The sequence below is a fragment of the Paracoccus sp. (in: a-proteobacteria) genome (genome assembly GCF_039808215.1).
GTDB lineage: Bacteria > Pseudomonadota > Alphaproteobacteria > Rhodobacterales > Rhodobacteraceae > Paracoccus.
In genome coordinates, this window is the sequence record NZ_JBDHSP010000082.1 from 1 (window position 1) to 11,944 (window position 11,944).

At 66.6% G+C, this 11,944-nt stretch carries 9 protein-coding genes and 2 pseudogenes; 2 read left to right on the forward strand and 9 right to left on the reverse strand.

The annotated features are described in order from the left end of the window. Positions 1–220 precede the first annotated feature (220 nt). From WMK75_RS16585 to chvE, 8 genes are all read right to left on the reverse strand, one after another. A complete protein-coding gene (locus tag WMK75_RS16585; RefSeq protein WP_347268713.1) occupies positions 221–1,201 on the reverse strand; it encodes an aldose epimerase family protein in 981 nt (326 codons plus the stop codon). Next, positions 1,198–2,031 (reverse strand): SMP-30/gluconolactonase/LRE family protein, encoded by an 834-nt coding sequence (locus tag WMK75_RS16590; RefSeq protein WP_347268714.1) that lies wholly within the window; start codon positions 2,029–2,031, stop codon positions 1,198–1,200. The genes WMK75_RS16585 and WMK75_RS16590 overlap by 4 nt, the downstream gene beginning before the upstream one ends. Positions 2,032–2,048: 17 nt before the next feature. After that, positions 2,049–2,960 carry a Gfo/Idh/MocA family oxidoreductase gene (locus WMK75_RS16595; protein WP_347268715.1) on the reverse strand — a complete coding sequence of 304 codons (912 nt, stop codon included), beginning with the start codon at positions 2,958–2,960 and terminating at the stop codon, positions 2,049–2,051. After that, complete coding sequence (gene araD / locus WMK75_RS16600) at positions 2,960–4,702, reverse strand: L-arabinonate dehydratase (protein WP_347268716.1); 1,743 nt, start codon at positions 4,700–4,702, stop codon at positions 2,960–2,962. Before araD ends, WMK75_RS16595 begins: the two co-directional genes overlap by 1 nt. An 11-nt stretch (positions 4,703–4,713) precedes the next feature. Beyond that, positions 4,714–5,703 carry an AraD1 family protein gene (gene araD1, locus WMK75_RS16605; RefSeq protein ID WP_347268717.1) on the reverse strand — a complete coding sequence of 330 codons (990 nt, stop codon included), beginning with the start codon at positions 5,701–5,703 and terminating at the stop codon, positions 4,714–4,716. A 3-nt stretch (positions 5,704–5,706) separates the two neighbouring features. After that, a complete protein-coding gene (gene mmsB / locus WMK75_RS16610) occupies positions 5,707–6,894 on the reverse strand; it encodes a multiple monosaccharide ABC transporter permease (protein WP_347268718.1) in 1,188 nt (395 codons plus the stop codon). Positions 6,895–6,905: 11 nt separating this feature from the next. Then, positions 6,906–8,426: a multiple monosaccharide ABC transporter ATP-binding protein gene (gene mmsA, locus WMK75_RS16615; protein ID WP_347268719.1), complete on the reverse strand. Its 1,521-nt coding sequence runs from the start codon at positions 8,424–8,426 to the stop codon at positions 6,906–6,908. Positions 8,427–8,489: 63 nt separating this feature from the next. Beyond that, a complete protein-coding gene (gene chvE, locus WMK75_RS16620; RefSeq protein WP_347268720.1) occupies positions 8,490–9,545 on the reverse strand; it encodes a multiple monosaccharide ABC transporter substrate-binding protein in 1,056 nt (351 codons plus the stop codon). A 163-nt stretch (positions 9,546–9,708) separates the two neighbouring features. On the opposite strand from chvE, the gene WMK75_RS16625 reads away from it, so the two are divergent. Then, on the forward strand, positions 9,709–10,650 hold the full coding sequence (locus tag WMK75_RS16625) for a LysR family transcriptional regulator (RefSeq protein ID WP_347268721.1): 942 nt from the start codon (positions 9,709–9,711) through the stop codon (positions 10,648–10,650). A gap of 334 nt (positions 10,651–10,984) precedes the next feature. Here the strand turns inward: WMK75_RS16625 and WMK75_RS16630 are convergent. Further along, positions 10,985–11,303 (reverse strand): annotated as a pseudogene (locus tag WMK75_RS16630) (transposase); the annotation flags it as partial. 197 nt (positions 11,304–11,500) lie between these two features. Here WMK75_RS16630 and WMK75_RS16635 point away from each other — a divergent pair. Next, positions 11,501–11,851, forward strand: a pseudogene (locus WMK75_RS16635) (IS5/IS1182 family transposase); the annotation flags it as partial. Positions 11,852–11,944: the final 93 nt, after the last annotated feature.

Below are 11,944 nucleotides of genomic sequence, written 5' to 3' on the forward strand. Positions count from 1 at the left end.
GGTTCTGGCAGGCTTCGACACCCGCCACGATACGCCGCCTTCTCAGGCCCCATCACCCATTTTCAGCCATAGCCCCTTCAATATATCGCTGAAACCGCGTCCGAAGCGCCGACGGCAAGGGTGCTGACATGATCCGTCCTCCCAGACAGAAGGGAATCACGATCCACACTGCGACGGAACCCCAGCGATTCAGGGTTCAACAGAAATGCTTTAGCGCAGCTCAGGTCTCGAAGCGATAGATCGTGGTCTGGCAATGGCTGGCGCCCGGGCGCAGGATGACGTTCGGGAACTCGGACCGGTTCGGCGCATCCGGCCAGGCCTGGGTCTCCAGCGCCAGCCCGGCATGCGGACCATGGCGGCGGCCCTCGGGGCCGGGCACGTCGCACAGATGCGCGCCGTCATACAGCTGCAACCCCGGCGCCGTGGTGGCGACCGTCATCGCCAGCCCGCCCTGACCGCAGAGCCGCGCCACCGGACGCAGGGCGCGCGGGCCGCAGGACAGGCAGAAATTGTGGTCATGGCCCTCGGCGCCGATCACCCGCGGCTGGCGAAAGTCAAAGCGGCTGCCTCCGACCGGGGTGATGCGGCCGGTGGGGATCAGGTCGTCATCCACCGGCAGGTAATGCTCGGCCGCGATCGTCAGGCTGTGGCCGCGGATATCGCCAAGCCCGTCGAGATCGAAATAGCCGTGATGCGCCAGGCTGCAGGGCGTCGGCCGCGTGGCCGTCGCCGACAGGTCGAAACGCAGCGCATCCGCGGTCAGGCTGATGCCGGCGGTGATGCGCATGGCGCCGGGAAATCCCATATGGCCGTCGGGCAGCGACAGCGCCAGCGTCACCCGATCCGCGGCCAGCGCCTCGATGCACCAGATCTGCACATCGGTGCCCTCAGTGCCGCCGTGCAGGGTATGGCGGCCACGAAAATTCAGGTCGCACTGGTAGTCCTGCCCGTCGATGGCAAAGCGCCCGCCGGCGATGCGGTTGGCAAAGCGGCCGACGATGGCGCCCAGATAGCGCCCCGCGCCCAGATAGTCGCCGGGCTCGGGGCAACCCAGCACCAGGGAGTGCGCGATTCCGTCCAGCCGCAGGTCCTGCACGATGGCGCCAAGCGTCAGCACCGTGGCGCCAAGCCCGCCAGCGCGCAGGCTGACAGCCTCGACCTCGCGCCCGTCCGGCAGCGCGCCGAAGTGCCGCCGCGTCACAGGATCACCCGCGGCTCGGGCAGGCCGGCGACGCGGGCGCGCAGGACATAGGTCAGGCCCTGGGCGGCGTCGGGCACGGCGATGCCCTGGCGCGCGGTGGTCACCAAGAGGTCGCGCAGATCCGCGCCGCCCAGGGCCGGGCAACTGGCGTGCAGCCCGCCGACCCGATATTCATCGGTGACCTGCCCGGCAGGGTCATGGCGCAGGACCGCGCCGCTGCCCCAATGCGCGCAGCAAAAGCCGCCTTCGGCGTCGATCACCGCGCCATCGGGGTTCAGGCCGCGGGGCGCAAGGTCCAGCCAGGGCTGGCGTTCGCCCTCGGGCCAGCCGTCAGTGTCCAGCGGCTGGCGCCAGACCCGGCCAAGCGCGGTATCCGCGTAATGCGCCAGCCGCCCGTCGGGGAAAAAGCAGATCGCGTTCGGGATGCCGATGCCCGAGACCAGCCGGCGCAGCGTGCCGCGATGCCAGCGATAGATGGCGCCGCGCCCCGGCTCGGCCGATTTGCCCATGGTCGAGAACCAGAACCCGCCCTGCCGGTCCGCCCGCCCGTCGTTCGAGCGCGTGCCGCCGTCCTCGGCCTCGACCGCGATCAGGGGGGCCAGCACACCGTCCCGCAGATCGAGCAGCGCCAGCCCGGTCTCGGTCGCGACCATCAGCCGGTCGCGGTCCACCCAGCCCGCCGCCGATACCATGCGGTCGAAGCGCCATTCCTGCGCGCCCTGCCCCAGCAGGCGCTGGCCAAGGATGTCGAACCACAGAAATTCCCCGCGCGCCGGATGCCAGAGCGCGCCTTCGCCCAGATCGCAGGGACGGTCGTCAAAGGCTTTCATGCGCCACCTCGGTCAGGTCAGAAATCGAAGGGTGCGACGCTGTTGCGCCGGCCCAGCGTGAAGGCATCGGCAACCAGCACCATGGGCGCCAGATCCGCATCCGAGGCGCCGCACCGCACCAGATCGGCCATGCGCGCATAGAGTGCGGGGTATTCGCCCATGATGTCGGCCTCGCCCGCGGCGACCTTGCCGTCGATCTCCAGCACATTGCCGCCCATTCGCAGCGCAAGCGTGCCCGCGTCGGTGACGAATTCCATGTCCCAGGTCTGCGGCCCCTGCTGGCGGAAATCGAAATCCGCGGTGATGCCCTGCGACAGCGCCAGCCGCGCGGCGATCGGCGCCTGGCGGTTCTCCGGAAAATCCAGGTCGGCCGAGAGCAGATGCACCGGCGCGGGCAGGATTTCCGTCAGGATCGACAGGGCGTTGATGCCGGGGTCGAAGACGCCCATGCCGCCGGCCTCGAAAATCCAGTCCTGTCCCGGGTGCCATTTGCGCACATCCTCGCGCCAGGTGATGCGGCCCTGCCGGATCTCGCATCCTGCCAGCCAGTCGCGCGCCGCGGCCACGGCGCGGGCCATACGCGAATGCCAGGTCGCGAACAGGCTGACGCCGCTGGCCGCGGCCATCTCCTGCAGGATATGCACCTCGGCCAGCGTGGCGCCGGGCGGCTTTTCCAGCATCAGGTGACGCCCGGCGGCCAGCACCGCCTGGGCCACGGCAAAGCGCGGCTGCGGCGGCAGGCACAGGCTGACCGCGCCGATGTCGGGGCGCGCCTCCAGCATGTCCTCGATGCGGGTGAAGGATTCGACGCCCGGGACGGTGCCATGGCGCGAGACGGTGGCGGCCAGATCCCAGTCGGGGCTGGCCGCCAGCGCCGGCACATGCTGGTCCAGCGCGATCTTGCCGATGCCAACCAGCGCCAGCTTCATCAGTGGCTGTCCTTGCCGACCGGATTGCCGCGGCAGCCCAGCAGGAAATCAAGATCCGCCCCGGTATCGGCGCCCATCACATGCGTCTGGTGCAGCCAGGCATAGCCGCTGGGCGGCAGGTCATGCGTGGGCTGCCATTCCGCCAGACGCGCGGCCAGTTCCGCGTCGCTGATGTCCAGATGCAGGCGACGCGCCGGCACGTCCAGTTCGATCATGTCGCCGTCGCGCACCACCGCCAGGGGCCCGCCCGCCGCCGCCTCGGGCGAGGTGTGCAGCACCACGGTGCCGTAAGCCGTGCCCGACATGCGCGCGTCCGAGATGCGCACCATGTCGGTGATACCCTTTTTCAGCACCTTGGGCGGCAGGCCCATATTACCCACCTCGGCCATGCCGGGATAGCCGCGGGGGCCGCAGTTCTTCAGCACCATGACGCAGTTCTCGTCGATATCCAGCGCGTCATCGTCGATGCGCGCCTTGTAGTCGTCGATGTCCTGAAACACCACGGCCCGGCCGCGGTGGCGCATCAGCGCGGGCGTCGCGGCCGAGGGCTTGATCACCGCGCCCTTGGGCGCCAGATTGCCGCGCAGAACCGCGATGCCGCCCTGGTCGGTCAGGGGCTTGCCCACGGGCAGGATCACCTCCTCGTTCCAGTTCACCACGTCCTTGACCTCGTCCCAGATCGTGGCACCGCTGACGGTCAGCGCGTCCTTGTGCAACTGCCCGGCCTCGCCCAGGCGCTTCAGCACCACCGGCAGCCCGCCGGCATAGAAGAACTCTTCCATCAGATATTTGCCCGAGGGCATCAGGTTCACGATCGTGGCCACATCGCGGCCGCAGCGGTCCCAGTCGTCCAGGGTGAAATCGACGCCAACCCGGCCCGCCAGCGCCAGCAGATGCACCACGGCATTGGTCGAGCCGCCGATGGCGCCATTGGTGCGCACGGCGTTTTCAAACGCCTGCTTGGTCAGGATGTCGCTGGGCTTCAGGTCGTCCTTGACCATCTGCACGATGCGCCGGCCCGACATCTGCGCCATGACGCGGCGGCGACTGTCCACCGCCGGGATCGCGGCATTGCCCGAAAGCGCCATCCCCAGCGCCTCAGCCATCGAGGCCATGGTCGATGCCGTGCCCATGGTGTTGCAGGTGCCCGAAGAGCGGCTCATCGACTGCTCGGCCTCGAGGAATTCCTCCTGCGTCATCTCGCCGGCCTTCACGGCCTCGCTGAACTTCCACAGATGCGTGCCCGAACCCACGCGCTCGCCCCGGAAATAGCCGTTCAGCATCGGCCCGCCGGTCACCACGATCGAGGGGATGTCGCAGGAGGCCGCCGCCATCATCAGGCTGGGCGTGGTCTTGTCGCAGCCGACCATCAGAACCGCGCCGTCCATCGGCTGGCCGCGGATGGTTTCCTCGATGGCCAGCGCCGCAAGGTTGCGAAACATCATCGCCGTCGGGCGGAAGGTATTCTCGCTGGCGGAAAACACCGGCACCTCGACCGGAAATCCGCCGGCCTCCCAGACGCCGGCCTTCACCTTTTCCGCCAGTTCGCGCAGATGGCCGTTGCAGGGCGTCAGGTCCGACCAGGTGTTCAGGATGCCGATCACCGGGCGGCCGTCGAACAGGTCATGGGGATAGCCCTGGTTCTTCATCCAGCCGCGGTGATAGATCACGTCGCGCGACGTGCCGCCATACCATTCCTGCGAACGCAGCTTGCGGGGCCATTGAGCGGGTTTGAAAGACATGGGTTCAACCTTCAGAGTGCTGCGACGGCGACCGGGGTCGCGTCCTTGGACTGCTGGACCAGCGGGTTGCGAAGCGGCAGGCCGAAGGCTTCGCTGCTGATCTCGAATTCGTCGCCGGGACAGGCCGAGATGCCGTCGGCGAAAGAAAGCGTGGCCGTGCCGAAGAAATGCACATGCGCGTCGCCCGGCCTGCGGAACAGGTCATACTTGAAATGGTGGTGTTCCAGATTGGCCAGCGAATGCGACATGTTCGCCTCGCCCGACAGGAACGGCCTTTCCCAGATCAGGCTGCCGTCGCGCCAGATCCGGCTCATGCCCTCGACATGCTGCGGCAATTCGCCCAACAGCAGTTCGGGGCCAAAGCTGGCCGGGCGCAGCTTGGAATGCGCCAGCCACAGATAGTTGCCGCGCTCGGTCACATGGTCCGAGAATTCGTTGGCCAGGGCAAAGCCCAGCCGGAACGGGCGGCCGTCGGGGGCGATGAGGTAAAGCCCGGCGATCTCGGGCTCTTCGCCGGCGTCCAGGGCAAAGCCCGGCGATTGCAGCGCCGCGCCCGGCGCCACCGCGGCATGGCCATTGCCCTTGTAGAACCATTCCGGCTGCACGCCGACCTGTCGCGGACCGGGCTTGCCGCCCTCAAGGCCCATGCGGAACATCTTCATGCTGTCCGTCATGTCCTCGGGATCGGCACCGTGATGCATGGCATCGCGCGTCGCGGCCGAGCCCAGATGCGTCAGCCCGGTGCCGGTCAGGTGCAGATGCGCCGGGTCCGGATGATCCAGCGGCACCAGCAACCGGCCCTCGGAAAGGGCGGCGGCCAGATCCACCGCCATGCCGGGGCCGCGGCGGCCGATCTCGTCGGCCAGGCCGCGCCCGGTCGCGATCGCGGCCAGCGCGAGGTCGCGCACCGAAGCCGCACCGGGGACCAGATGCGCCCCCGCCTCGTTGCGCATGGCGACCGCGCGGCTGCCGTCTGCCAGCAGCAGTTGCGAAAGAAACATGGCTCAGCCCTTCTTGTTCTTGTTGTAGACATCGAAGAACACCGCGGCGAGCAGCACCAGCCCCTTGATCACCTGCTGATAGTCGATGCCGATGCCAAGGATGGACATGCCGTTGTTCATCACCCCCATGATGAAGGCGCCGACCACCGCGCCGACGATCTTGCCCGAGCCGCCCGCCATCGAGGCGCCGCCGATGAACACCGCCGCGATCACGTCGAGTTCGACCCCGAAGCCCGCCTTGGGCGTCGCCGTGTTCAGCCGCGCGGCATAGACCATGCCCGCAAGCGCCGCCAGGATCCCCATATTGACAAAGGTGAGGAAGGTCAGCCTTTCGGTCCTGATGCCCGAAAGCTTGGCCGCCTTGACGTTGCCGCCCACGGCATAGATGCGCCGGCCCAGCACCGTGCGCTCGGTGACAAAGACATAGACCACGGTCAGGATCACCATGGACAGCAGCACGTTCGGAAGGCCGCGGAACCAGGCCAGCTTCCAGGTCACGAACAGGATCGCGGCACCGACGATGGCATTGCGCAGCACGAACAGGCCGAAGGGCTCGTCCTCGACGCCGTAGCGGGCGTTGCGGGCGCGGCCGCGCAGGCCCAGCCAGACCAGCAAGAGCACCGCCACCGCGCCGACCGCCAGCGCCAGTGCATTCGGTTGCCCGAGGCCCAGCAGGTCGGGGACAAAGCCGTTCGACAGCGCCTGGAAGCTTTGCGGGAACGGCCCCACCGACTGGCCCTGCAAGAGCCACAGCGACAGGCCGCGAAACACCAGCATCCCCGCCAGCGTGACGATGAACGAGGGAATCTTCCAATAGGCGACGAAATATCCCTGCGCCGCCCCGATCAGCGCGCCGCAGATCAGGCACAGCGGGATGGCCAGCGCCACCGGCAGGTCCCAGTTCACGATCATCACCGCCGCCAGCGCACCGACAAAGCCCATGACCGAGCCCACCGACAGGTCGATATGGCCGGCAACGATCACCATCAGCATGCCGAGCGCCATGATGATGATATAGCTGTTTTGCAGGAACAGGTTGGTGATGTTCACCGGCTTGAGCAGCGTGCCTGCGGTCACGATCTGGAAAAACACCATGATCGCGATCAGCGCGAACAGCAGGCCATAGTCGCGGATGTGATTGATGATATAGGCGCCGATGCCGGCGCGCGTGGCGTTTGCGGTCTGCTCCATCGCCCCTCTCCCTATTCCCTGACGATCAGCGACATGATCGCTTCCTGGCTGGCCTCGGCCGCCGACAATTCGCCCACGAAGGCGCCCTCGTTCATGACATGGATGCGGTCGCACATGCCCAGCAGTTCGGGCATCTCGGACGAGATCATGACCACGGCCTTGCCCGCCGCGCTGAGTTCATTGATGATGCTGTAGATTTCATATTTCGCGCCCACGTCGATGCCGCGCGTCGGCTCGTCGAGGATCAGAAGGTCCGGCTCGGTGAACAGCCATTTCGCCAGCACGACCTTTTGCTGGTTGCCGCCCGAGAGGTTCATCACCTTCTGGAACACCGAAGGGGTGCGGATGCGCAGCGCCTTGCGATATTTCTCGGCCACTTCGGTTTCGCGGCCGTCCTCGATGACACCGCGCGTGGCGACGCCGGCAAGGTTGGCCAGCGTGGTGTTGCGCTGGATGGTGTCCTCAAGAATCAGCCCCAGCGACTTGCGGTCCTCGGTCACATAGGCAAGTCCCGCGACGATGGCGCGGTCCACGGTCGAGACATCGACGGCGCGCCCGTGCATCAGCACCTCGCCGGCGATGTCGCGGCCATAGCTGCGGCCAAAGATGCTCATCGCCAGTTCCGTGCGGCCGGCGCCCATCAGCCCGGCGATGCCCACCACCTCGCCGGCGCGCACCTGCATCGAGAGGTCGCGGATCACCTGCCGGTCGCGGTGCTCGGGGTGCCAGACGTTCCAGCCCTTCAGTTCAAAGACCACCTCGCCGGCGCGGCGCGGGCGCTCGGGATAGCGATGCGCCATGTCGCGGCCGACCATGTCGCGCACGATGCGGTCCTCGGACAGCGCCTCGGCGCGGGCGTCGATGGTGGACACGGTGGCGCCGTCGCGGATCACTGTCACGCTGTCGGCGATGCGGCGCACCTCATTCAGCTTGTGGCTGATGATGATCGAGGTGACACCATGCGATTTCAACTCCAGCAACAGGTCGAGCAGCGCCTGGCTGTCGGCCTCGGAGAGCGCCGCCGTGGGCTCGTCGAGGATCAGAAGCCGCACGTCCTTGCTCAGCGCCTTGGCGATCTCGACCAGTTGCTGACGGCCGACGCCCAGGGTTTCGACCAGGGTGCCGGGGGTTTCCTTCAGCCCGACCTTGGCCAGCAGGGTCTCGGTCTGGCGGAATGTCTCGGGCCAGTCGATGACGCCGCGGCTTGCGCGCTCATTGCCCAGAAAGATGTTCTCGGCGATGGTCAGGAGCGGGATCAGCGCCAGTTCCTGATGGATGATGATGATGCCGCGTTGCTCGCTGTCGCGGATCGAGGCAAAGGCGGCCGGCTGGCCGTCATAGACGATCTCGCCCTCGTAGCTGCCATGCGGATAGACGCCCGACAGCACCTTCATCAGCGTGGACTTGCCGGCGCCGTTCTCGCCGCAGATGGCGTGGATCTCGCCCTCGCGCACGCGGATGGACACGTTGTCCAGGGCCTTCACGCCGGGGAATGTCTTGGTGATACTGCGCATTTCCAGCAGCGCGGTCATGCTGGCCCCCCTTCGCTGTCTGGCGGGTGCGGATCGCCCGTGGCCGGGCGATCCCATGCGAAATTACTTCAGCTGGTCTTCGGTGTAATAGCCCGAGTCGAGCAGGATCTTCTTCCAGTTCGACTTGTCCACCGGCACCGGCTCAAGCAGGTAGGAGGGCACGACCTTGACGCCGTTGTCATAGGTCTTGGTGTCGTTGATCTGCGGCTCGGTGCCCTTGATCAGCGCATCGACCATGCCGACGGTAACCTTGGCCAGTTCGCGCGTGTCCTTGAACACGGTCGAATACTGCTCGCCGGATTCGATCGACTTCACCGACTGCACCTCGGCGTCCTGGCCGCTGACGATCGGCATCGGCAGATCGCCCGAGCCATAGCCCACGCCCTTCAAGGACGACAGGATGCCGATCGAAAGCCCGTCATAGGGCGACAGCACCGCATTCACCCGCTCGTCGGTGTAGTTCGCCGACAGGATGTTGTCCATGCGCGCCTGGGCGGTGGCCGGGTCCCAGCGCAGCGTGCCCACCTTGTCCATGCCCGTCTGGCCCGAGCGGACCACGATCGAGCCGTCGTCGATCAGTGGCTGCAGCACCGACATGGCACCGTCATAAAAGAAATAGGCGTTGTTGTCGTCCGGGCTGCCGCCGAACAGTTCGACATTCCACGGCTTCTTGTCGGGGAAGCGCTCTTTCAGGCCGGCGACCAGCGAACTGGCCTGCTCGACGCCGACCTTGAAATTGTCGAAAGTGGCGTAATAGTCCACATCCGGCGTGTCGCGGATCAGGCGGTCATAGGCGATGACCTTGATGCCGGCGGCCTTGGCGTTCGCCAGCGCGTTGGTCAGCGTGGTGCCGTCGATGGCGGCGATCACCAGCACGTCGGCGCCCTTGGTGATCATGTTCTCGACCTGGGCCAGCTGGTTGGGGATGTCGTCCTCGGCATATTGCAGGTCGGTCTCATAGCCCGCGGCCTGGAACTGCTTGACCATGTTGTCGCCATCGGCGATCCAGCGCGCCGAGGATTTGGTCGGCATCGAGATGCCGACGGTTTCGGCCATGGCACCCGTGGCCAGCCAGGACACGCCGATTGCCAGCGCAACCGCTGCCGTTCTGAATTTCATCTGTTCCTCCCTGCGGCGTCACGCGGCCGCGAGCTTTCTCCCTGCGGATTCCTTTTGCGGAAGCGCGCGCGGCAAGGCTAGCAATGCCGCAGCATATCGGTAAAATGAGTTTATTCGCCGCCAGCATACCTGAGCTGATATGCCAGTTTCTGTGAATCGCCTGATGCTGAAGCCGGCGCAGTTGCGGCTGCTGCAGGCCATCGCCGAACATCGCCAGCTGCAACTGGCGGCGGATGCCTGCGCCATGACCCAGCCCGCCGCCTCGCGCATGCTGGCCGAGACCGAGCGGCTGATGGGGGCAAAGCTGTTCCTGCGCCACCCGCGCGGCATGGTGCCGACCGAGATCGGCCAGGCGGTGCTGCGCCGCATCCGCGTCATCCTGCGCGAGATGCGCGGCATCGCCGCCGAGGTCAGCGCCATGCAGGACGGTCTGGCGGGCTCGGCGCATGTCGGCGCGGTGACCGGGCCCGCGGTCGGCTTCCTCGTCTCGGCGGTGCGCGAGATCAAGCAGCTTGCCCCCGAGGCCGACATCACCGTCGATGTCCTGCCCTCGCGCGAGTTGCTGGCGCGTCTGGCAGCGGGCGAGATGGATTTCGTGCTGGGCCGCATCCTGCCCGAATTCGAAAGCCGCGAGTTCACCGTGCTGCCGATGCGCGACGAAAGGGTGGCGCTGCTGGTGCGCGAACACCATCCGCTGAACCGCGCCGCCTCGGTCACGCTGACGGAACTGCACGACCACGAATGGATCATGCAGCAGCGCGGCGCGCCGATCCGCGAGGCGACGCGGGCCGCCTTCGCGGCGCTTGGCCTGAACGAGCCGCGCAATGTCGTCAACAGCCCGTCGCTCTTGTTCACCATCGCCTATCTGGCGCAGGGCAATGCCGTGGCGCCGCTGTCGCAAGAGGTGGCGCAATTGCTGACGCAGCCGCCGGTCAGCGCCGGTTTCGCCGCCCTGCCGGTGCGGCACGACATCCGCGTTGCGCCCTATTACCTGCTGAACCTGCGCCGCCGGCCACTGTCGCCGCTGGCACGCAAGCTGCGCGAACGCGTCATCGCCCATGCGCAGGACACCGCGGGCGGACTTTGGCAGCGGGCGCCGTCCTAGGGCCCGGCCAGGTCATGCGTCACGATGTTTGGCAAGTAGCCTCGGGGGCAGCGCAGGACAGCCGCAGCGCCGGATCGCGGCAATTCGGGCGGCGGCTGGAATGGCCGCCATTTCCCTGTTTTATCAGCTGCATAGCGCAGCACGGTGACGCCATACCTCAATAAACGCTGGCATTCCCTGTCGCTGCTCATTGCACCCTGTCGCGTCCAGTCACACATTCTATGGCGGGTAACAGTCTGGGTAAAGGATGCCGCGCATTGCAAGGGAGCTATCGGCGCTGGACGGGTCACGTCCGTCAAGGTGGTGTAAATTCCTGGATGGCCTGAGGGCATGATCAGGCGGCTTTCGTGGTTATGCTGAGAAAGGGATCGATCTCCTCCTTGTCGATCTCGGCGAAGGCCTCGACCATCATGTAGCAGCTCGATGTCTGCCATTCGTCGTTTTGCCCGAACAGCACGGCGCCGATCAGGCGCATGATCGAGGCCTCGTTGGGGAGTGAGGCACGCCCGCCATCGGTCCGAGGGAGGGCCGAACGCCCACGACATCGGCGCGCCGCTTTACTCCTTGTTCAGGCGCTCGATCGGGTTGGTGCTGTGCAGCTTGGTCCTGTGCTGGCGCGGGAAGGCCATGTAGGCCAGCACGTCATGCTCGCTCCACCGACAGTCCAAACGTCAGGTTGCCCGCCGTGGCGACCTGAGCAAGCCCTGACCTCTCCAAGGGTCGGCGATCCTACACCACGCCGCGGGGCACTATCAGTTTCCAGGCGAAGCCGGAGGACAGTCTGCACGACGACGACCCGGGCGGCCCGCCCGAACCCGACGCCGCCATCGATGAACCGATCCAACCGACCGAAGCCGAGACAAACCCGATGCCCCGCTCCAGCCGTCCGGGCCGCAACGCCGAAGTCGACTTCCGGGACGAGAAGCGATCCAACGGCACCCATGCCTCGACCACCGATCCGGATGCGCGTCTTTACAAGAAATCACCTGGCACCGGGGCGATGCTGTGTTTCATCGGCCATGCGCTGATGGAGAGCCGTTCCGGTCTGATCGTGCAGGGCGAGCTGACGCAAGCCGACGGCCATGCCGAACGGCGCGCGGCGCTGGACATGATCCACCATCATTCCCCCGGATCGACCCGGCAACTGACGCTGGGCGCCGACAAGGGCTTCGACGCGGCCGGTTTTGTCGCCGATCTTCGTCTGGCCTGCGGTCACCTGTCCACTTAACCTTCTTCCCGTGCTATTCTTGGGAAGGAGGATCCACCCATGGGACGATCATCGACCGCGGCGCAG

Bases quoted from the DNA above. Each gene is read 5' to 3' on its own strand.
- WMK75_RS16590 (WP_347268714.1), bottom strand. From the start codon at position 2,031: ATGAAAGCCTTTGACGACCGTCCCTGCGATCTGGGCGAAGGCGCGCTC.
- WMK75_RS16595 (WP_347268715.1), bottom strand. From the start codon at position 2,960: ATGAAGCTGGCGCTGGTTGGCATCGGCAAGATCGCGCTGGACCAGCAT.
- araD (WP_347268716.1), bottom strand. From the start codon at position 4,702: ATGTCTTTCAAACCCGCTCAATGGCCCCGCAAGCTGCGTTCGCAGGAA.
- araD1 (WP_347268717.1), bottom strand. From the start codon at position 5,703: ATGTTTCTTTCGCAACTGCTGCTGGCAGACGGCAGCCGCGCGGTCGCC.
- mmsB (WP_347268718.1), bottom strand. From the start codon at position 6,894: ATGGAGCAGACCGCAAACGCCACGCGCGCCGGCATCGGCGCCTATATC.
- mmsA (WP_347268719.1), bottom strand. From the start codon at position 8,426: ATGACCGCGCTGCTGGAAATGCGCAGTATCACCAAGACATTCCCCGGC.
- chvE (WP_347268720.1), bottom strand. From the start codon at position 9,545: ATGAAATTCAGAACGGCAGCGGTTGCGCTGGCAATCGGCGTGTCCTGG.
- WMK75_RS16625 (WP_347268721.1), top strand. From the start codon at position 9,709: ATGCTGAAGCCGGCGCAGTTGCGGCTGCTGCAGGCCATCGCCGAACAT.